Raw genomic sequence first — 19,738 nt, forward strand, 5'->3', positions numbered from 1 at the left:
CGCCGACCTCGAGGCCGAGCGTCAGGTTGTTGGTCACCGCCCATTCGACTCCGGCACGGGCCTCCGGCCTGACCGCGATCTCGCTGCGGTTGAACGGCGAACTGAAGGGCGTCGCGCCATAGCGCCAGGTCTCGTTGCCGGCAGCGAGCCCGACCTTGGTGTAGAGCAGCACGTTCTCGGTTGCGAACACGCCGGCCTTGAGCTGGAAGGCGCCGACGACATCGCGCGTCCAAGCCGCCGTGTTGAAGCTCGGCGTGCCGTAGCCGCCGATCGCAGGGGCGTATTCGAGTGCGCCGATGACGCCGTAGAGGAAGTCGCCATCGCGCCACATCTTGCCGCCTTCGAGCCCGATCGTCGGGCCGGCCGACGTGCCCAGTCCCTTGGCGCTGGTCACCTGGAAGCCCGTGGAGATGCGGGCATAGGAGCCTTCCCACTTGACACCGCCGGGCGCCAGCGTCGGCTCCGACCAGGCGAAGGACGGCACGGCGGCAAAGCCCGTGAAGGGCAGATAGGCCTGCGCCTGCGAGGTCCCAGCGCTGAGCGCAAGCGCGCAGAGCGCGCCGGAAAGGATCGGTAGTCTCACGTCGAAGGCATCCTCTCGGCAAACCCCTATGCGTAAGCCTAGCAGAAGGTCGCGTGAATGTCGCGGATTTGTGGCGGAAGCGGCCCCCAGGCCGCCCGCCCCTGGATCGGCGGGCCGGATATCGTATCCCAACCGATGATCCAGCCTTCTATCTTTGCATCGGCTTTACCCCGAAAACCGCAATCCACTTTTCGGGCCGATGCTTCAGCCGATCTTCGTCTTCAGCTTGAGGAAACGCAGCGTCCGCTCGGCGGTGGCGATGTCGAGGCCGGCATAGTTCTTCAGGTCGCCCTCGGCATCGCGCGCGCCGAAGAGCAGCCGCCGCGAGCGCAGTTCCAGAACGGATTTGAAGGCCGCAATGCCGAGATTCAGCGAGCGGCAGGTCACGGCGATGCCGCTGACATCGCGCTGCAGCAGGACGCGAAGCGCCTGCTCGTTGGTGATGCCCGAGGCCTGCGCGATCACCTCGGCAAGGTGATAGGCCCGGTCCTCCTCGGCCAGCATGCTCACGATCTCGTCGAGCTCGCGCTTGCCTGCGCCGAGATCGGCGAGCAGGAGCTTCACCTCCAGCCGCTGCTGGCGTGCACGGCGGGCAAGCGTCGCGGCCTCGTCGGCGGGCTTGGACCACAGCCCGGAGCCGCCGCTGAGCCCCTCGACGATCTCCAGGACGCGGCTGGCCCGGTTCGGTGTCAGGTCGGAACGCCTGGCCAGCGCGCCACCGATCTCAGCATCCTTGCCGCCGCGTTCCAGCAGCGTGTCAAAACCCTTGTCGGAGAAATGCGCGCCTTCATTGGCGCTGACCGTGTGCAGCACAGTGCGGTCGCCGCGCTGGACGAGAATGTCGGTAACGCTTTCCGAGAGGCGGGCGCGTTCGGCAATCGCCGCGAGATGGTGCTGCGACTGGCTCACCGCGATTGCAGCGAGGTCGGTGTCGGTCAGCACCGGGGAGAGCTTCAGCACGAGGCGTGCGACCTCGGAATCGGCGTCGCCGGCAAGCGTGACCGCCACCTCATGCGGCAGGCTCGGCACCGCCGCGACATGGCCGGCATAGGCCTTGCGGGCCTCGTCCTCGAGATGCGGCAGCGAGCGCAGTGCGATCTCGCCGTAATGCGCCTTGGAGGGCTCGGTCGGATCCTGGTCGAGCAGAAAAAGGTCCGTGACGGCATTGAGCAGCTGCCGGCGTGCCTCCGAGGACATCTCGGAGGGCATCCGTGTCAAAGAACTCAGCATTGGCCCCCCAGATACGCGTCAGGCAAGTATCCGCAACCTGCGCCGGTTCGGTTTGATTTAGTCTTAAATCCGTCGCGGATTTTCGCGGGAAGCGAGGATTTTCTTCTGCGTGTTCAACGGGCCGGCACGCCGCGAATGCATGCCGGCCCGCGATGCCGCTATCGCGCGGTCCTCGGCCAGAGGCAGCGGTCGACCACCAGCATGACGATCAGCGATGCGCCGACGAGCGGAAAGACCAGCCCGCCGACCGCCAGGATGGCAAAGACACCGTAGAGCGTCCGGCGCTCGGGCGGGAGGGGCGGCACGCCGAGCGACCCGGCCGGACGTCGCTTCCACCACATCACCCCGGCCGAGACCGAAAGCAGGATGATCGCGAGGCAGACGGCCAGCATGAAGAGCTGGTTCGCCAGGCCGAATTCCTGACCCATATGGACGTTGATGCCCCATTCCAGCCATTTCCCGAGCGGGCCGTAATCCGCGAAGGACATGTCGAGCAGGGGCGCGCCGCTATACTGGTCGAGATGGATGACGCGCTGCTGCGACAGGTCGTTTGGGTAGACAGAACCGGTGAAGACGCCGTTGAGACCGGCCGGCAGGTTGATGGCGTAGCCGCGCGCCAGGCCGAGCGCGTCGAACCTCGCCACGGCCGTGTCGAGGCTGATCGGCGCTGCCGCCGTCGCGATCGATTCCGGCACGCGCGCCTGTTCCAGCGACCATGAGGTCGGCCCGGCATGGTGCAGATGCTCGTCCGACATGGGCAGGTTGACGCGGATGCCGGCCGGATAGCCGAAATTATGCCCGTTCGCCCAGCGATTGACCTGGTCGCCCCAGAGCACGGACCAGGGCATGCCGGTGATCGCCAGGAAGACGATGAAGACGCCGGCGAAGGCGCCGGTGACGGCATGCAGGTCGCGCCAGAAGACGCGCTTGCCGGCATCGCCACGCAGCGAGACCACGCCGCCCTTGCGCCCGCGCGGCCACCATAGATAGAGCCCGGTCCCGACCAGCAGGATCGACCAGCCGCCGGCGATCTCGATCACGCCATTCGCGACGGGCCCGAAATAGGCGAGGCTGTGGATCTGCCGCACGACCCACATCACCGTGCCCTTGTCGGGGATCTCTCCAAGCACACGCCCGTCATAGGGGTCGACATGCACGACCTTGCGCGCACCAGTGGCATCCCGGACGGTGACTTCCGCGGCCGATGACGCTGTTGCCGCGGGCACGAATTTCACGGCCTTGCCGGGAAAGGCTGCAAGCGCGTTGGCGACCAGTGTTGTCGCAGGGGCCGGGGCGGTCGATCGGGTCTCCACCCGCTTGAGATCGCGATGAACCAGCCCGTCGATCTCGGTCCGGAAGAGATAGAGCCCGCCGGTGACCGCGAGCAGGATGAGGAAGGGCAGCGTCAACAGCCCGGCATAGAAATGCCAGCGCCAGACGGCGCGGTAGAGGGAGGCGGCGCGTGTATCCGCGCGCGCAGGCGCTGCCTGCGTCGATGAAACGATGGTCATGAGAGTGTCCTGTCCTGAAGGGGAAGTCTGGTTTCAGGCCAGGGCAGGCGGGGCGCGCGCTCCAAGCGGGTAGAGGCTGCGGCCGCTCGCGACGCGCGGTGCGGGCGGACAGGTGAAGCCTCTCGCGACACTGATGCTGCGGCGGAGCGGCAGCGCCGCGGCAGCGACAGGAGGGGCGCCGCTGCTACCTGCAAGGCAACCGAGCGCGCAGCAGGTCTTGGATTGCTCCGGGCTCGCCGGTTCCGTCGGTTCGGACGATCCGCCGGGAGCACAAAGGACATGTCGCGGAAAGGGCGAGGGAGCGGCCGAGAACCCCGCGCCGATCGACATCAGGACCGCGTTGAGGATCAGCGCATAGGCGCAGAGCACGGCAACGATGCCGCGCCCCCATCTCGCCCCTGTCGCCGTCGCGCCCATGCCTGCAGCGCTACGGCGCGGCAGGCCGGCGGTCAATAACCCAAGGGAATGAAGCGCCTGCGCCCCGTGGTCACGCCGCCGGCAGGCAGGCGGGGCCGAGCGGTTCGAAGCGTTTGGCGGAGCAATGCGCGCCTTCATGGGCGCTGTTCGTGTGCAGCACCGTGCGGTCGCCGCGCTGGACGAGAATGTCGGTGACGCTTTCCGAGAGACGGGCGTGCTCGGCAATCGCCGCGAGATGATGATGCGACGGGCTCACCGCGATCGCAGCGAGGTCGGTATCGGTCAGCCCCGGGGGAGCTTCAATCCGAGGCCCGCGACCTCGGAATCGGCATCGCCGGCAAGCGTGACCGCGACCTCATGCAGCAGGCTCGGCACTGCGGCGGCATGGCCGGCATAGGCCTTGCGCGCCCCGTCCTCGAGATGCGGCAGCGAACGCAGCGCGATCTCGCCTAATGCGCCTTCAAGGGCTCAAGTCTTAGGTCCGTCGCGGATTTTTCCGGATAACGAAGAATTTTCTTCGGTGCGACCGACGGTGCGGCATGCTGCGGATGCATGCCGGCCCGGGACCCCGCTATCCAGCGGCCGTTGGCCAGAGACAGCTGTCGACGATCAGTATGCGCGCTGGCTCGCTCAATGGTTCAGTCGGGAAGCGCTTGCCTACCGATCAATGTCATCCAGTATGCCGGCGCAATCCCTGCCGGAGAGGGCAAATGTACAAACACATTCTGATCGCTACAGACGACTCCGAACTTGCTCGCAAGGGTCTTGAACATGGCTTGGCGCTCGCCAAACCGCTCGGGGCTAAAGTCACGGTCCTGACCGTTTCAGAACCTCTGCGGCCGGAGATCTCGCACGCAGCCCGCCTGCAGATTGATGCGTTCATGAAGGAACGCATAGCCTCCATTGAGCAAAGCGCTTCCGAACAGGGCGTCACGGTAACTCTGGAACACGAGGCCGATGTTTCTCAAGCTGCGGCAATCGTGCGATTGGCCAAGCTCAACGGCTGTGATCTCGTCGTGATGTCTACTCATGCCCGGCGTGGCGTGCAGAGGGTCGTGCTTGGGAGCCAGACGTTGGAGGTGCTGGCAAGTACGACTATCCCTGTTCTGGTGATCCGGTAGTCGATCCTCCCTGACGTTGCCCCGTTTTCGGCGGTTTTGGAGCTCTTTCGGGGTCGGTGTGTAACAGTATACGCTAAGAAACATACACTATATCAGCGGTTTAAACCCTTTCGGCAGCTTAGGCAGTGCCATGGTGCCCCATCGGGCACGAACCGCCCACGCTCCCTCGTCACGCCGCTGGCAGGCAAGCCGGGCCGAGCGGTTCGAAACTCTTATAGGTCAGGATGAACTCCTGGTGGCCGAGCTCCTCCGATTTGGTGCTCCCGCCCTTGGCCAAGGAGATGACGAGGTCGCGGATTTCGCGGCCGACCTCGTCGAGCCCAGCGCGGCCCTCGAGGATCCGCCCGGCATCGACATCCATGTCGTCGGCCATCCGGCGATAGGTTTCCGGGTTCGCGCAGATCTTGACCACCGGCGAGATCGCCGAGCCGACGACCGAGCCGCGGCCGGTGACGAACAGCACGCAATGGGCGCCGCAGGCGATCAGCTCCGCGATCTCGGCATTGTCGTTGATGTTGGGGAAGCCGAACCGCACCTCGCCATCGGGCACGACATCGAGCAAATAGAGCCCGCCATGGGGCGGGATGTCGCCGGGCTTGATCAGGCCCGAGATCGGCGAGGCCCCGGATTTGGCATAGGCGCCCATCGACTTCTCCTCGATCGTCGACAATCCGCCCTCGGCATTGCCGGCGGCGAAGGAGCCATAGCCGAGCGTCGCGTAGTAGCGGGCCGCCTTGGCGACCGATTTCTCCAGCTCCTCGCCGAGTTCCGGTGTCACGGCGCGCGCCGCCATGATGTGTTCGCAGCCGATCAGCTCGCCGGTTTCCTCGAAGATGCATGCGGCACCCTCGGAAATCAGCAGGTCGAAGGCGCGCCCCGCCGCAGGGTTCCCGGTGATGCCCGAGGTGCCGTCCGAGCCGCCGCAGACGGTGCCGACGACGAGCTCACTGAGCGCCATCGGCACGGTCTCCTGCTCGTCGAGATGCGCGCGCTCGGCCTCGATCCAGGCGCGCCCTTCCTTGATCGAGCTGCGCGTGCCGCCCGTGCCCTGGATGATGATGGTCTTCACCGGCCGGCCCGAGGCGCGCACGACCCGCTCGAGCGCATATTTGTTGAAACTCTCGCAGCCGAGCGAGATCAGCAGCACGGCCCCGACATTGGGGTGGGTGCAGAGCCGCTCCATCATCTTCTCGGCATAGCCATTGGGATAGCAGCCGGGAAAGCCGATGACATGGACGCCGTTCTCGCGCCAGGGCAGGGCGATCTCGCGCGCGACGTGATGCGCGCATTCGACGAGATAGGCGACGGCGATTGTGTTGCGGATGCCCTTGCGCCCGTCGGACCGGAGATAGCCGCGCATGTCGTTCATTGGACGGCTCCCGCCTTGCGCTCGTCTTCGAGATGATAGGTCGGGGTGTAGTCGCTCTTCATGTTCTGAACATGGACATGCTGGCCGGGCGCGATCGCTTCGGTCGCCACGCCGATCGGCGCCCCGTATTTCAGGATTTTTTCGCCGGTGACGATCGGCTTTCGCGCGACCTTGTGGGCGAGCGCGATATCACGGTCGAGCACGGCCGGGCCCGCGCCGGTTTCCACGGTCTCGCCGGCGGCGAGCCTCATCCGCGCGACAAAGACGTTGTCGCGCGGATCGAGCAGGATGAGCCGGGGATCGTGCTGAGCCATGGGCTTAACTCCTTGGAGGAGCCGGCCGCGTCAGTCCGCGCGACCGGGCAGGCAGGCCGCAAGCGATCAGAACTTGCCGAACTGGAGATAGGCTTCCTGCGGGTCCGTGCCGGCGAGGATCGCGGTGCGGACCTTGTTCTCGGCCGAGATCGCCGTCTCCGCCTTCTCGAGCACCTCCTCGATCACTTCGACGGGAATGCGCACGATGCCGTCGCGGTCGCCGAGGATGTAGTCGCCGGGCCGGATCCAGACCGAGCCGATCTTGATCGGCTCGTCGATCGTCTTCGGCATCCAGAATCCGACGATGTCGCGTGGCGTATAGGCGCGGAAATAGGCCTGGAAGCCCATGTCGACCATGAACTCGGTATCGCGCGACAGGCCGTCGATGACGCAGCCGCGCACGCCCTTGTTCTTGAGCGTCTCGGCCGAAAGCTCGCCCATCAGCGCGACCTCGTCGGTATTGGGCTGGCAGACCCAGACATGGCCGGGCTTGGCGCGCGAGAGCAGGCCGGTCCAGCCGAGCAGGGTTTCATGCGCGTCGAAATCCGGATCGGTCTTGCCCTCGACGGTGAAGGCCGGGCCGGCGAGCTTCTGGCCGGGCAGGAGGGGCCTCAGATCGGACGGGAGCGTGAACTCCTTCAGCCCCATCGCGCGCATGACATCGTGGATGATGCCGGTATAGCAGCGTTCCAGCCGCTCGGTCAGTTGATCGCTCAAGGCTTCCTCCGTATCAGGGCTTCGTCGCGCCGGGACGCGCTGCCATTGCGGCCAAGGTGCCGGCCGGGAGCAGGGGCCGCAAGCGCGTTTTTCGCGCCTCGACGATGCGTTTCAAACGGTTTAGGTGTTCGAGTCGACCCGTTCCCAGCCCTGGGGCGAGAGGCGCTCCTGCGGCAGGAAGCGGGCCTTGTAGGCCATCTTGGGCGAGCCATCGACCCAATAGCCGAGATAGACATAGGGCAGGCCGAGCTTGCGGGCCCGCTCGATATGGTCGAGCACCATGAAGGTGCCGAGCGAGCGCTGCTCCAGCATCGGGTCGAACACGGAATAGACCATGGAAAGCCCGTCATTCAGGCGGTCGGTCAGGGCCATGGCAAAAAGATCGCCGACGCCGCGCCCGGTGAAGCCGCTATCGGGGCCGCGCCGGCGGTACTCGATCAGGTTGGTCTCGACATGCGTGTCCTCGATCATCATCGCGAAATCGAGGGCCGACATCGAGGCCATGCCGCCATCGGGATGGCGTTCGTCGAGATAGCTGCGGAACAGCGAGTAGTGCTCGGAGCGCGGCTCCGGCGGCAGCTCCTCGCCGATCAGGTCGCAATTGCGCGCGAGCACGCGCCGGAAACCGCGCGACGGCCGGAAGTCGTCGACGCAGACGCGGACGGAGACGCAGGAGCGGCAGGTCTCGCAGGCGGGCCGATAGGCGATGCTCTGCGAGCGCCGGAAGCCGCCTTGCGAGAGCACGTCGTTGAGGTCGCGCGCTCGCCCGCCGACAAGGTGGGTGAACACCTTGCGTTCCTCCCGCCCGGGCAGATACGGGCAGGAGGTCGGTGACGTCAGATAGAATTGCGGGGCATCCCGCAACGGGCGCGTCACGTTCGTATCGCTCCGGAAACGACCTGAACCACGAGTGTAGCAGCAGCGCAGCCGGCAACAAGAGTTGCGATGACGATCAGGCGCGAACGACGACCAGTCCCGTCAGGATGTCGTGGCCGAGCCTGCGGTCATCGCGCACCAAACCGCAGAGAATATCGAGCACCCAGAGCGCGACCGTGCCTGCCGCGACATAGAACAGCAGGGCGTGGACGGCGGCTGCGAGCCCGTCGGGACGGCCGCCATTGACGGTCTCGACCCTGAGGCCCGCCATGCGCATGCCCCAGGTCGCCTGTTTCCGGCCGCCGATGGTCAGCGCCGCATAGCCGAGCGCAGTCGCCACCGTCGCGATCGGCAGGAGCAGCCAGGTCGCGCCGAAGGTGACGAGGCCGAGGAAGATCAGGAGCGCGACCACGAGCCAGCCCAGAATGAACAGGGCGATGATGTCGCCGATCCAGGCGAACAGGCGCGACCCCAGCACGCCGCTGACATTCTGCAGCGGGCGCTGCTCGATCGGCGTGATCGCGGGTTGCTGATAGCTGCGTTCGCTCATCGAAGGTCGAGATCCTTTGTTCCGGGGGGCGCATCCGGTGGTGGTGCGCTCCGCCGCCATAATGTTTGATCAGCGGTCTTGTTCCGCAAGGCCACGCGGAAAGATACGGCGCGGCTGGAAGCCATTGGCCCGCAGCGCCTCCTCGATGGCGCGCGTATGGCTCTCGCCGCGCGTCTCGACGGTGACGTCGAGCGTCACGCCCTTGGCCGGCACGTCGAGGAAGAGCCTGCCATGGCTGACCTCGAGGATGTTGGCGCCGTGGTCGCCGAGCAGGCTCGCGACCTTGCCGAGCAGGCCCGGCCGGTCGCTGGCGGTGAGGCGGAAGGCGGCGATGCGGTCCTCRCGCTCCAGCTCGCGCACCATGATCGCGGCGAGCAGCCTCGTGTCGATATTGCCGCCGCAGAGCACGAGGCCGACCTTTTTGCCGCGATAGCGCTCCGGCTCCTTCAGCATTGCGGCGAGCCCCGCGGCGCCGGCGCCCTCGGCCAGCGAATGCTGCAGGCTGGCATAGGCATTGACCGCGCGCTCGATCAGGTCCTCGCCGACAAGGACGATATCGGAGACCAGGCTGGAGACGATCGGCAAGGTCAGTTCGCCGACCGTCTTCACCGCGATGCCTTCGGCCAGGGTCGCGCCACCGATCGGCCGGTCCTCGGCATTCACGGCGTTGTAGAAGGAGGGATAGAGCTCGGCCTCGACGCCGATCAGCTCGATCTCCGGCTTCAGGGCCTTGGCCGCAATCGCGTTGCCGGCCATCAGCCCGCCGCCGCCGAGCGGGATGATCAGCACGTCGAGATCGGGCGCATCGGCCAGCATTTCGCGCGCGATCGTGCCCTGGCCCGCCATCACGGCGGCATCGTCATAGGGATGCACGAAGACCAGGGTCTCGGCCTGCGCCAGCTCGCGGGCGCGCACGGCCGATTCGTAGAGCGTTTCGCCATAGAGCACGACGCGGGCGCCATGGGCCCTTGTGTTCTCGACCTTCACCAGCGGCGTCGTCTCCGGCATCACGATGGTCGCCGGAATGCCGAAGCGGCGCGCGTGATAGGCGACGGCCTGTGCATGGTTGCCGGCGGACATGGCGATGACGCCGCGGGCCCTCTCGGCTTCCGTCAGGCCAAGCAGCTTGTTGACCGCGCCGCGCTCCTTGAAGGAGGCCGTCGCCTGCATGTTCTCGTGCTTGACCAGCACGGTCGCGCCGGTGAGCTCGGACAGGCGCGGCGCCGGCACCAGCGGCGTGCGCAGCACATGCCCCTCGATACGCTGTGCGGCCGCTTCGATATCGGCGGGAGTGATCGAGAAAGGCTCGCTCATGCGTGGAGTTCCGTTCAGACCTGACGAGGCGCAATCGCGCCCTCGCCGAAGAAACCGCCGGGGCGCAGGATCAGCACCACGGCGAGCAAGCTATAGACGGCGATGTCGCGCTGTTCGATAGGCATGGTTGATGACCATATGACCTCGAAGAGCGCAATGCTGAGGCCGCCAMGGCAGGCGCCGGCGACCGAGCCGATGCCGCCCAGGATCGCGGCGACGAGCGCCTTCAGCCCGAGCGTGAAGCCGCCGGCAAAGCCCATGCCGCCATAGATCGCGGTGACGATGACGCCGGCCGCGCCGCAGGCCGCGCAGGCGAGGATCAGCGCCCGGTCATGCACGGCACGCGCGTTGACGCCGAAAAGCGCCGCGGTGCCGGAATCGTCCGAGACCGCGCGCCAGGCCCGGCCGAAGGCGGAATAGCGGATCAGCAGCACGAGCCCGAGCGCGGCACTGAGGCCGCCGGCCGCAAGCGCCAGTCCGACCGGGGTTGCGGTGACGATGAAGCTGCCGGAGCGGGCCAGCGGCCAGGGCTCGTTGTAGACCGGCGGCAGCCAGCGCAGATCGGGCCCCTGCGCCAGCCGCAGATATTCAGACAGCGCAATCGCGAGCCCGATCGTCGCGATCAGCATCTGCTGGCCGCTGGCGCGCTCGAGATGGCGCAGCACGAACCGCCCCATGGCGAAGCCGTGAAAGGCCGCGACCAGCATGGCCACGACGAAGGCGACCAGCAGCCCCGAGACCGGCGTCGAGATCGCCGTCGAGATGAGCAGCGCCACGCCGATCACGGCTGAGAGCGCGCCGAGCGCGGCGAATTCGCCAAAGCTCAGGATGATGCGCCCGGTCAGGCCATAGATCAGCGCATAGGCCGAGGCGAGCAGCGCGTAGATCGCGGCCGAGGGCAGGGCGCTCAAGCCCTGCTGCAGGGCATAGGCGAGGCCGGGCGGGAGCTGCGGCAGGCCGTCGATGCGGGCCGAGCCCGGATCGACCGGCGGTTCCTCGCGGTTCTCGAGGTAGAAGCGCCGGAGCAGGTAGAAGCTGGCATCGTTCATCGGCCGTCCGTCGACCGCGACACCGAGCAACGCGCCGCGCTGCAGACCCGCGCCCTCGCCGGCGAAGAGGCAATCGATCATGCGCTGGCGCGCCGGGCCGCCGCCGGTCTCGACATGGTAGAGGATGCGCAAGGTATTGGCGCGCGGGCCATTGGTCGCGCGGTCGATGGTGATCCGCGCGTCCGGCGCGTTGAGCGCCGGGATCGCCTGGCGGCAAAGCCGCGTCTGGTCCGTATCGAAGCGTTCGCTGCAGCCGGTCAGCAGCAAGGCAATGAGAATCGGGAGGAGCGCGCGCATTGCGCGGAGGCTAGCGCCAGTTGCGACGCGTTGATACTCGATGCGTCGCGCAATTCAGCGCTTTGCCGGTCTCCCGTGACGTGAGGCGGTGCGCTCCGAGGCGCACGCATTTCAGCCAGCCGCTTTCAGCCGCAAACCTTCAGCTTCTCGGCGACGCGCGGCGCGAAATAGCTCAGCACCCCGTCGGCGCCGGCGCGCTTGAACGCGATCAGGCTCTCCATCATGGCCTTGTCGCCATCGATCCAGCCATTCAGGGCGGCGGCCTGGATCATCGCGTACTCGCCGGATACCTGATAGGCGAAGGTCGGCACCCGGAAATGGTCCTTCACGCGGGCGATCACGTCGAGATAGGGCATGCCGGGCTTGATCATCACCATGTCGGCGCCCTCTTCGAGATCGAGCGCCACCTCTGCAATGGCCTCGTCCGAATTGGCGGGGTCCATCTGATAGGTGCGCTTGTCGCCGATCAGCGTCGCATTGGTACCGATCGCATCGCGGAACGGACCGTAGAAGGCCGATGCGTATTTTGCCGCATAGGCCATGATCTGGACGTCCTCGAAGCCGGCCTCGTCGAGTTCGACCCGGATGGCGCCGACGCGGCCGTCCATCATGTCGGAGGGGGCGATGACATCGGCGCCCGCATCGGCCAGCGCCAGCGCCTGCTGTGTCAGGATACGCACGCTCGCATCGTTCAGGACGCGCTCGCCCGCCATGACGCCGTCGTGCCCATGCGAGGTGTAGGGATCGAGCGCGGCGTCGCAGATGATGCCGATCTGGGGCACCTCGGCCTTGATGGCGCGCACGGCGCGGCACATCAGGTTGCGCGTGTTCAGCGCTTCGGACGCCGTCGCGTCGCGCAACGACTTCTCGACATAGGGAAAGGGCGCGATCGCCGGAATGCCGAGGCTGGCGGCATGGGCGCTCTGGCGCACCGCCTCCTCGATATTCAGCCGGTCGACGCCCGGCATCCACTCGACAGCGGAGCGGGCCTCGCTCGAATCCACCAGGAAGATCGGCCAGATCAGGTCGTTCGTGGTCAGGACCGCCTCGCGCACCAGCCGGCGCGACCATTCGGCCTTGCGGTTGCGCCGCATCCGGCGGGTCAGGTCGAGCGAATCCTTGCTGCGCAGAGCAGTGGCCGGCAGATCATCCTGCCGCGCGACGGGCGCCGGAAACGGCCTTACAACCCGAGATGCCATAAAATCCTCCGCCGCCTGGGCGCGTTGGCTTGTCCTTTGCCGGATGCTTAGCACATCGGAACCGTTCCAAAATAGAGGTGGATGGTCGCAACCATGCGCTCAGGGCAACGCAGCGCCGCGCGTTGACAAGCGCCCGAGCCCCGGCCCAGAACCGGACCCTGTTATCAGGGATCAGCACGGCATGTCGCAGGAACCAGAGATCATTTGCGAAATCCGGGGCGCGGCGGGTGTCGTCATCCTCAACCGTCCCAAGGCGCTGAATGCGCTGAGCCTGGTCATGGTCCGCGAACTGGCACGCGCGCTCGATGCCTGGGAGCATGACCCGCAGGTGACGCGCATCGTGGTGATGGGCGCTGGCGAGAAGGCCTTTTGCGCGGGCGGCGACATCCGTTCGCTGCATGATCTCGGCCGAGCCGGCCGTCAGGGCGAGATGCTCGCCTTCTGGGGCGAGGAATACATCCTCAATCACCGTATCAAGCACTATCCCAAGCCCTATATCGCGCTGATCGACGGCATCGTCATGGGCGGCGGCGTCGGCATTTCGCTCCATGGCAGCCATCGCATCGCCGGCGACCGCTACCTCTTCGCCATGCCCGAGGTCGGCATCGGCTTCTTCCCGGATGTCGGCGCGACCTATGCACTGCCGCGCCTGGAAGGCGCAGCCGGCATCTATCTCGCCCTGACGGGCGACCGTGTCGGGGCCGCGGACGCCCTGGCGCTGGGTCTTGCGACCCATCCCGTACCGAGCAGCCGGATGGCGGAACTCGCCGATGCCCTGACCGGCCGCGGCGCCATCGACGAGATCCTGGCCGGATACACCCAGGATCCCGGCCCGCAAAAGCTCGCTGCCGAGCGCGCGACCATCACCGAATGCTTTGGCGCCTCCGAACTGGACGGCATCAGGGCGCGGTTGAAGCTGAAGGCCGAATCTGGCGATGCCTTCGCCGGCAAGACCCTGCAGACGCTTGCCGTCAAATCCCCGACCAGCATTGCCATCGCCTTCGAGCAGATGCGCCGCGGGGCGGGGCTCGATTTCGCCGAGGCGATGCGCACCGAGTACCGCATCGTCTCGCGCATTGCCGAGGGCCATGACTTCTATGAAGGCGTGCGGGCGGTTGTGATCGACAAGGATCATGCCCCGCGCTGGCAGCCGGCCACGCTCGATGAGGTCGATCCGCAGGCGATCGCGCACTACTTCGCTTCGCTTGGCGCGAACGAACTCGTCCTGGAGCATTGAGCGATGGGAATGGGGAGGGGAGATGCCGAGCCCCTGCGCGGGCAGCGCGTCATCGGCTCGGCCGGCCTCGAGGAGAAGAAGAGCAAGCTGACCCGCTGGCGGCGCGTGCTGGTCTGGCTGCTCCGCCTGCTGTCGCTCGCCTGGATGGCCAAGGGGCTGATGGCCTGGGCCGTGATCTTCGGCATCGGCATGGAGGGGCAGACGCCGTTCGAGTCGCAGCTGCTGAGCTATCAGGCGATCACGGTCTATTTCGCGGTGATCGATCTCGTCGCCGCGGTCGGGCTCTGGCTGACCAGCACCTGGGGCGGGGTGCTCTGGCTCCTGGCCGCGGTCAGCCAGTTGCTGCTCGGCTTCTTCTTCCCGCGGCTGCTGCCGGTGACGCCCTATCTGATCGCGACCTATGTCGGGTTGATGGCCGCCTATTTCCTGGCCACCTGGGCGGCGGAAAACGAGGAGACCTGAGACCGGCCGGTGCGGGCTTGCCGTGCGCGCGACACGCGGCCCGGGCCCCCGGCAATGGCGCTGTTCAGGCGGGCCCTCGGGCCCTGGCGCGGAGAGCCCCGTTTGGCCCGAAAGCGCGTCGATTGCGTCGAGTCATGGTAACAAACGCTTTAGCTTAAGCGTTTCTGGCTTCACTTACGATTCACCCAAAGGGGTAAATCTCCGATTCATCCTGATATTTAAACTCGTTTTCATCGGTCCGGCCTATGGTGTTTTCAGAAGCGGACCGGGAGATAAATCCTGGCCGGCATGCAACAGGCGGGATATACCATGACAACGAGCGTAAAGACTTTGGCTCCTGTGAAGTCGGAAGAAGTTCAACTCAAGGTGAAGCCCCTTTACCTTGAGTCCCTCACCCTGGTTGAGCGGCTGCATCGCCGCCTGCTCGATGTCATCAAGGATGAATTCGAGCGCCGCAACCGTGACGACGTCAACAGCGTCCAGGCGCTGTTGCTCTACAATATCGGCGATGCCGAGCTCAGCGCCAGCGAGCTCCGGACGCGCGGTTACTATCTCGGCTCGAACGTGTCCTACAACGTCAAGAAGCTGGTCGAGCTCGGCTACCTGCACCATGCCCGGTCGCGCATCGACCGCCGCTCGGTCCGCATCAGCCTGACCGAGAAGGGCCACGAGGTGCACAATCTCGTGAAGGGCGTCTACGACAAGCATGTCCAGACGGTCGAGCAGATCGGTGGCATCGCGGCCGATGACTTCGAGCGCATGAACAACGCGCTGCTGCGTCTCGAGCGCTTCTGGACCGACCAGATCCGCTACAAGCTCTGATTTCTGGCCTGAACCGCCAGACAATCGGCGCTGACCTGACCTGAACTTGCAAACTCCCGCCCTCGCTGCGGGAGTCTTTCGGGCCGCTATTGCTCGGGTCTGCTGCTGTTGCAGTTTCGCGACGCAGGGCGCCCATGCTGCATTCCCTGCTTCCCCTTCGTCGCCAATGCCCTAAAAACGCCGCGCTCATCACGAGACGTTAACTGTGGTATTGGATCGTCGCTCGCAACCGGGCCGCCGTCCATGGCGGAGCCGGTCTTGTTGTTTGCGGCGCTTAGGCGCGGTCTTGCTCCTTGAGGACGAGGGAAGAGGGATACGATGTCGAATTTCAGCCTGACCCGCCGCGAAACCGTGCTGGCACTGCTTTCGGGTGCAGCAACGGCCGCGACCGCGCCAGCCTGGGCTCAGCAGGCGGAGTGGCGCCAGAGCTATGATTCAGGCGCTCGCAATGCTGTTGCCCGGTCCTCGACCCCGACCTTGTCTTCCGAGACGCTGCAGGCGACGGAGCAAGCGATCGTCGCCTATCGCGACCTTGCCGCCCGCGGCGGCTGGACCCCGATCCAGCTGACTGACAAGCTTGGCGTCGGCTCGCGCGGCCCCGGCGTGGTCGCGCTGCGCCAGCGCCTGATCATCACCGGCGATCTCGATTCTGCTGCCGGCACCAGCAATATCTATGACTCCTATGTCGAAGCCGGAGTGCGCCGCTTCCAGTCGCGCGTCGGGCTCTCGACGACCGGCGCCATCAATCGCGCCACCCTGACCGCCCTGAACGTGCCGATCGAGCGGCGTATCCGCCAGCTCGAGACCAATGTGGTGCGCCTGYGCTCCTGGTCGGGCAATCTCGGCAACCGCTATGTCGTCGCCAATATCCCGGCGGCCTCGGTCGAGACGGTCGAGAATGGCCATGTCGCGACCCGCCATGCGGCCGGCGTCGGCAAGGCCGACCGGCAGTCGCCGCTGCTGCAGACCAAGATCCCCGAGGTCAATTTCAACCCGACCTGGACCGTGCCGGCTTCGATCATCCGCAAGGATCTGATCCCGAAGATGCGCAAGGAGCCGAACTACCTCACCGAGAACAAGATCCGCATCATCGGCCCTGCCGGCGAGATCGCGCCCGATCGCGTCAACTGGAATTCGGACGAGGCCACCCGCTACACCTTCCGCCAGGATCCCGGCGGCGAGTTCAATTCGCTTGGCTTCGTGCGCATCAATATCCCGAGCCCGCACGGCGTCTACATGCATGACACGCCGGCCAAGGGCATTTTCGGCGACGATTTCCGTTTCGTCTCCTCGGGCTGCATCCGCGTCCAGAACGTGCGCGACTATATCGCCTGGCTGCTCAAGGAGACGCCCGGCTGGGATCGCGCCAAGATCGACGAGGTGATCCAGTCCGGCGAGCGCATCAACGCCCGGATCAGCAATCCCGTGCCGTGCTACTGGGTCTATATCACCGCCTGGGCGACGCCCGATGGCGGCGTGCAGTTCCGCGACGACATCTACAACAAGGATGGCCTGGGCCCGGCGCCGGTTGCGGCGCTGCAGGAAGACCAGAACATCTGAGAGCAAGCGCTCTCTCATCCTGAAACGGCCCGCCGGTTCTGGCGGGCCGTTTTCATTTGGCGTCCAATGGGCTGTGGTCGGGCGCTGCTCTCAGGCCGCCGTCGCGACTTCCCGCAGCACGGCGACGACGCGCTCGGTGAAGGCCCTGGTCCCGAGCGTTCCGCCGAGGTCGCGCGTGCGCTGCTCCGGCAGGCGGATCGTGCGGTCGAGCGCAGCCTCGATCGCCTGGCCGGCACGCAGCAGCGCCGGGTCCTGCCTGCGCTCCCCCAGCCAGTTCAGCAGCATCGCGGCCGAGCCGATCAGCGAACAGGGATTGGCGAGGTCGCGGCCGGCGATGTCGGGAGCCGAGCCATGCTGCGCCTGGGCCACCGCATGGTCCTGCCCCGCATTGAGCGACGCGGCCAGCCCGAGGCTGCCCGAAATCTCCGAGGCCTGGTCGGAGAGGATGTCGCCGAACATGTTGGTCGTCACGATGACGTCGAACACCCCGGCATCGCGGACAAGCAGCGCCGCCATCGCGTCGATGATCTTCTCCTCATAGGCGACGTCGGGATAGCGTTCGGCGACCGAACGCACGCATTCCAGGAACAGCCCGTCGGAGATCCGCAGCACATTCGCCTTGTGCACGGCCGTGACCTTGCGCCGGCGCTGGCGGGCAAGGGCAAAGGCGCTCTCGGCGATGCGCAGCGTGGCCTGTCGCGTCACCTTTCGGAAGGAGAGAGCCAGGTCCGGCGTCGGCATCATCTCGCCGGGACCGAGATGCATCGAGCGGTCGGAATAGAAGCCCTCGGTGTTCTCGCGCACCACGACGAGGTCGAGCGGCTTGCCGCAGCGCGGCTCAAAACCCTCGCGCGAACGGGCAGGGCGGATATTGGCGTAGAGGTCGAGCCGCTTGCGCAACTGGCCGGAGGGGTTGAGCCCGCCCTTCTCGGCCGGCGGGTAGTCATTATGGGATACAGGCCCCAAAATGACGCCATCGGCCCGACGCGCGGCCTCGAACACGCTCTCCGGGAAGGTCGAACCGACCGTGCCGAGCGCGGCAAAGCCGATCTCGGCATGCTCATAGTTGAGCGCGAAGCCGAACAGCTGGCTCGCCTCGTCGAGCACGCGACGGGTRGCCGCGCTGATCTCGGGGCCGATGCCGTCTCCGTCCAGGACGAGAAGCTGCAAGGGGGCGTTTTTCGGTGATGTATCGGTCATTGCAGGGCTGCGTCCGGAACAGGGATGGAGCTGCCCGGCCGGCGCGCCGCCGCGCGGGCCGGGCAGCAGGGATCATTCGACCTTGATGTTCGCTTGCGCGACCACCTTCGCCCATTTCTCACGCTCCGCCTTGACGAAGGCCGTGAACTCCTGCGGCGTGTTGCCGATCGGCTGCGCGCCTTCCAGTTCGAGGTTCCGGCGCACTTCGGGCAGGTTGATGATGGTCGCGACCTCGCTGCGCAGCCGGTCGATGATCGGCTGCGGCGTGCCCTTGCGGACGAAGACGCCATACCAGCCGCTGGCCTCGTAGCCGGGCACCCCGGCCTCAGTGAGCGTCGGCACCGTGGGCAGGGCAGGGGCGCGCTCCGCGGTGGTGACGGCCAGCGCCCGCAAGGTGCCGCCATGCACATGGCCGATCGCCGAGGGCAGGGTCGCGAACATCATCGGGATATGGCCGCCGATCAGGTCGTTGAGGGCGGGGCCGGCGCCGCGATAGGCGGCATGTTTCAGGTTTGTCTGCGCCATCAGCTCGAACAGCGCGGTCGCGATATGGTTGGCCGAGCCGTGGCCGGCCGTGCCGTAGGTCAGGCCTTCCGGCTGCGCCTTCGAGAGCGCGATCAGCTCCGCGACCGAGTTGGCCTTGACCGACGGATGCACCAGCAGGAGCAGCGGCGCCTTGGCGATCAGGGTGACGGGCTCGAGCACCTCGGCCGGATCGTATTTGAGATTCTTGAACAGGCTCGGGTTCACGGCCATCGGGCCGATATTGCTGATCAGCACGGTATAACCATCGGCCGGCGCCTGCGCCGCGGCCGTCGTGCCGAGATTGCCGCCCGCGCCGGCGCGGTTCTCGACCACGACGCCGACGCCGAGGCGCGACTGCAGCTTCTCGGCCACGGCCCGTGCGATCACGTCCGTGCCGCCGCCCGCGGCATAGGGCACCACCATGGTGATCGGCCGGCTCGGCCAGTCCTGGGCCTGAGCGGCGCCGAACATACCCAGCATCGCTCCGAGCATCGCGCCCAGCCGCAGTCCCGCAACTCTCCGCATCGTCAATTCCTCCCGTCGATCGTTGCCCGTCGGTCTCTCGCCGACGGTTTCTCAATTTCGGTATACCGAATTATACTGAGACGAATTGATACGAGGCAAGCGTTGATTTCGGCGCTGGCTCACGCGATCACGCGTGACCGGCGGAGCGCGCGCCGGACGAAGCGAGGAGATGGTCTTGGGTGATTTTGCCGACATGCAGCCCGCGCCCTCGCTGGCAGGCCAGGCCTATGCGCGCTTGCGCGACGCGATCGCCAGTGGGGAGCTTCGTCCCGGAGCCAGGCTGCGCGAGGAGGATCTGGCGAAGCATATGCAGATGAGCCGCACGCCGCTGCGCGAGGCGGTGCGCCGGCTCGAGGCGGAGGGCTTCTTCACGCGCGAATCGCGCAGTCTCGTCGTCGCCTCGCTCGATCATCAGGCGGTGTCGGAACTCTATGCGATGCGCGAGGTGCTCGAGGGCACGGCGGCTGCCTTCGCCGCGCGCCATGCCGCAGAGGTCGAAATCGAGGCGCTGCGCGATCTCCATACGCTGGAGGCCGGGTTGCTCGCGCAGCCGCAGGATCTGGCGCGCCACAACGAGCGCTTCCATTCCGCGCTCTACGGCGCAGCGCATAATCGCTATCYGCTCAAGACCCTGAACGCTTTGCGTGACGCCCGCGCGCTGCTCGGCCCTTCGACCCTGCTTGACCCCGTCCGCGCCGCGCAGGCCCATGCCGAACACGAGGCCCTGGTCGTGGCTGTCGAGCGCCGTGACCCGGTTGCAGCTGATGCAGCCGCGCGCAGCCATATCCGCTCGGCCCAGCGCGAACGGCTGAGGCGGCTGGTGACCGGCGATTAGGGCCGCTCCCCCCGGAGTTGGGGGA

At 66.5% G+C, this 19,738-nt stretch carries 21 protein-coding genes; 6 read left to right on the forward strand and 15 right to left on the reverse strand.

Features of this window, described 5'->3' with window-relative positions:
- The 5 genes from AC1D34_RS09035 to AC1D34_RS09055 form a co-directional block, all read right to left on the reverse strand.
- The coding region (locus AC1D34_RS09035) for an outer membrane protein (RefSeq protein WP_476824049.1) at positions 1–583 on the reverse strand (583 nt) is incomplete at its 3' end.
- A gap of 204 nt (positions 584–787) precedes the next feature.
- Positions 788–1,780, reverse strand: a complete 993-nt coding sequence (locus tag AC1D34_RS09040; RefSeq protein ID WP_441488715.1) for a DUF2336 domain-containing protein — start codon at positions 1,778–1,780, stop codon at positions 788–790.
- A gap of 191 nt (positions 1,781–1,971) precedes the next feature.
- Positions 1,972–3,324: a PepSY-associated TM helix domain-containing protein gene (locus tag AC1D34_RS09045; protein WP_441504762.1), complete on the reverse strand. Its 1,353-nt coding sequence runs from the start codon at positions 3,322–3,324 to the stop codon at positions 1,972–1,974.
- Positions 3,325–3,357: 33 nt separating this feature from the next.
- Positions 3,358–3,741 carry a hypothetical protein gene (locus AC1D34_RS09050; protein ID WP_441504761.1) on the reverse strand — a complete coding sequence of 128 codons (384 nt, stop codon included), beginning with the start codon at positions 3,739–3,741 and terminating at the stop codon, positions 3,358–3,360.
- Between the two features lie 70 nt (positions 3,742–3,811).
- Positions 3,812–4,045, reverse strand: a complete 234-nt coding sequence (locus tag AC1D34_RS09055; protein ID WP_441504858.1) for a DUF2336 domain-containing protein — start codon at positions 4,043–4,045, stop codon at positions 3,812–3,814.
- 406 nt (positions 4,046–4,451) lie between these two features.
- Between AC1D34_RS09055 and AC1D34_RS09060 the strand changes: the two genes are divergently transcribed.
- Complete coding sequence (locus AC1D34_RS09060; RefSeq protein ID WP_441504760.1) at positions 4,452–4,862, forward strand: universal stress protein; 411 nt, start codon at positions 4,452–4,454, stop codon at positions 4,860–4,862.
- A gap of 169 nt (positions 4,863–5,031) precedes the next feature.
- On the opposite strand, the gene AC1D34_RS09065 is transcribed toward AC1D34_RS09060, so the two are convergent.
- The 8 genes from AC1D34_RS09065 to hemB all read right to left on the reverse strand — a co-directional run bounded on the left by AC1D34_RS09065 (position 5,032) and on the right by hemB (position 12,547).
- A complete protein-coding gene (locus AC1D34_RS09065) occupies positions 5,032–6,231 on the reverse strand; it encodes a UxaA family hydrolase (RefSeq protein WP_441504759.1) in 1,200 nt (399 codons plus the stop codon).
- Complete coding sequence (locus AC1D34_RS09070) at positions 6,228–6,545, reverse strand: UxaA family hydrolase (protein WP_441504758.1); 318 nt, start codon at positions 6,543–6,545, stop codon at positions 6,228–6,230. Before AC1D34_RS09070 ends, AC1D34_RS09065 begins: the two co-directional genes overlap by 4 nt.
- A gap of 66 nt (positions 6,546–6,611) precedes the next feature.
- Positions 6,612–7,262 (reverse strand): RraA family protein, encoded by a 651-nt coding sequence (locus tag AC1D34_RS09075; RefSeq protein ID WP_441488709.1) that lies wholly within the window; start codon positions 7,260–7,262, stop codon positions 6,612–6,614.
- Between the two features lie 120 nt (positions 7,263–7,382).
- On the reverse strand, positions 7,383–8,138 hold the full coding sequence (locus AC1D34_RS09080; protein WP_441504757.1) for an arginyltransferase: 756 nt from the start codon (positions 8,136–8,138) through the stop codon (positions 7,383–7,385).
- Between the two features lie 76 nt (positions 8,139–8,214).
- Entirely contained in the window at positions 8,215–8,688 is a 474-nt protein-coding gene (locus AC1D34_RS09085) for an RDD family protein (protein WP_441488707.1), read from the reverse strand.
- Between the two features lie 69 nt (positions 8,689–8,757).
- On the reverse strand, positions 8,758–10,002 hold the full coding sequence (locus AC1D34_RS09090; RefSeq protein ID WP_441504756.1) for a threonine ammonia-lyase: 1,245 nt from the start codon (positions 10,000–10,002) through the stop codon (positions 8,758–8,760).
- 14 nt (positions 10,003–10,016) lie between these two features.
- On the reverse strand, positions 10,017–11,348 hold the full coding sequence (locus tag AC1D34_RS09095) for a branched-chain amino acid ABC transporter permease (RefSeq protein ID WP_476824050.1): 1,332 nt from the start codon (positions 11,346–11,348) through the stop codon (positions 10,017–10,019).
- A gap of 125 nt (positions 11,349–11,473) precedes the next feature.
- The gene (gene hemB, locus AC1D34_RS09100) at positions 11,474–12,547 is read right to left on the reverse strand and encodes a porphobilinogen synthase (protein ID WP_441504754.1); all 1,074 of its coding nucleotides are present in this window, start codon (positions 12,545–12,547) and stop codon (positions 11,474–11,476) included.
- Between the two features lie 181 nt (positions 12,548–12,728).
- Between hemB and AC1D34_RS09105 the strand changes: the two genes are divergently transcribed.
- The 4 genes from AC1D34_RS09105 (at position 12,729) to AC1D34_RS09120 (ending at position 16,628) form a co-directional block, all read left to right on the forward strand.
- A complete protein-coding gene (locus AC1D34_RS09105; RefSeq protein ID WP_441504753.1) occupies positions 12,729–13,784 on the forward strand; it encodes an enoyl-CoA hydratase/isomerase family protein in 1,056 nt (351 codons plus the stop codon).
- A gap of 3 nt (positions 13,785–13,787) precedes the next feature.
- Positions 13,788–14,246, forward strand: a complete 459-nt coding sequence (locus tag AC1D34_RS09110; protein ID WP_441488702.1) for a DUF6163 family protein — start codon at positions 13,788–13,790, stop codon at positions 14,244–14,246.
- Between the two features lie 309 nt (positions 14,247–14,555).
- Entirely contained in the window at positions 14,556–15,068 is a 513-nt protein-coding gene (gene ldtR / locus AC1D34_RS09115; protein WP_441488701.1) for a transcriptional regulator LdtR, read from the forward strand.
- 318 nt (positions 15,069–15,386) lie between these two features.
- On the forward strand, positions 15,387–16,628 hold the full coding sequence (locus AC1D34_RS09120) for a L,D-transpeptidase family protein (protein ID WP_476824051.1): 1,242 nt from the start codon (positions 15,387–15,389) through the stop codon (positions 16,626–16,628).
- A 90-nt stretch (positions 16,629–16,718) separates the two neighbouring features.
- Here the strand turns inward: AC1D34_RS09120 and AC1D34_RS09125 are convergent, their stop codons facing one another.
- Together AC1D34_RS09125 and AC1D34_RS09130 are read right to left on the reverse strand one after the other, a co-directional pair.
- Positions 16,719–17,828, reverse strand: coding sequence for an isocitrate/isopropylmalate dehydrogenase family protein (locus AC1D34_RS09125; RefSeq protein WP_476824052.1), 1,110 nt, complete (start codon positions 17,826–17,828; stop codon positions 16,719–16,721).
- A gap of 72 nt (positions 17,829–17,900) precedes the next feature.
- On the reverse strand, positions 17,901–18,878 hold the full coding sequence (locus AC1D34_RS09130; RefSeq protein WP_441504751.1) for a Bug family tripartite tricarboxylate transporter substrate binding protein: 978 nt from the start codon (positions 18,876–18,878) through the stop codon (positions 17,901–17,903).
- A 175-nt stretch (positions 18,879–19,053) separates the two neighbouring features.
- Between AC1D34_RS09130 and AC1D34_RS09135 the strand changes: the two genes are divergently transcribed.
- Positions 19,054–19,713, forward strand: a complete 660-nt coding sequence (locus AC1D34_RS09135; protein WP_476824053.1) for a GntR family transcriptional regulator — start codon at positions 19,054–19,056, stop codon at positions 19,711–19,713.
- The last annotated feature ends 25 nt before the right edge of the window (positions 19,714–19,738 follow it).

The organism is Allobosea sp. P1_A7 (assembly GCF_056406775.1).

Bases quoted from the DNA above. Each gene is read 5' to 3' on its own strand.
- ldtR (WP_441488701.1), top strand. From the start codon at position 14,556: ATGACAACGAGCGTAAAGACTTTGGCTCCTGTGAAGTCGGAAGAAGTT.
- AC1D34_RS09060 (WP_441504760.1), top strand. From the start codon at position 4,452: ATGTACAAACACATTCTGATCGCTACAGACGACTCCGAACTTGCTCGC.
- AC1D34_RS09105 (WP_441504753.1), top strand. From the start codon at position 12,729: ATGTCGCAGGAACCAGAGATCATTTGCGAAATCCGGGGCGCGGCGGGT.
- AC1D34_RS09130 (WP_441504751.1), bottom strand. From the start codon at position 18,878: ATGCGGAGAGTTGCGGGACTGCGGCTGGGCGCGATGCTCGGAGCGATG.
- AC1D34_RS09065 (WP_441504759.1), bottom strand. From the start codon at position 6,231: ATGAACGACATGCGCGGCTATCTCCGGTCCGACGGGCGCAAGGGCATC.
- AC1D34_RS09110 (WP_441488702.1), top strand. From the start codon at position 13,788: ATGGGAATGGGGAGGGGAGATGCCGAGCCCCTGCGCGGGCAGCGCGTC.
- AC1D34_RS09070 (WP_441504758.1), bottom strand. From the start codon at position 6,545: ATGGCTCAGCACGATCCCCGGCTCATCCTGCTCGATCCGCGCGACAAC.
- AC1D34_RS09085 (WP_441488707.1), bottom strand. From the start codon at position 8,688: ATGAGCGAACGCAGCTATCAGCAACCCGCGATCACGCCGATCGAGCAG.
- AC1D34_RS09045 (WP_441504762.1), bottom strand. From the start codon at position 3,324: ATGACCATCGTTTCATCGACGCAGGCAGCGCCTGCGCGCGCGGATACA.
- AC1D34_RS09040 (WP_441488715.1), bottom strand. From the start codon at position 1,780: ATGTCCTCGGAGGCACGCCGGCAGCTGCTCAATGCCGTCACGGACCTT.
- hemB (WP_441504754.1), bottom strand. From the start codon at position 12,547: ATGGCATCTCGGGTTGTAAGGCCGTTTCCGGCGCCCGTCGCGCGGCAG.
- AC1D34_RS09050 (WP_441504761.1), bottom strand. From the start codon at position 3,741: ATGGGCGCGACGGCGACAGGGGCGAGATGGGGGCGCGGCATCGTTGCC.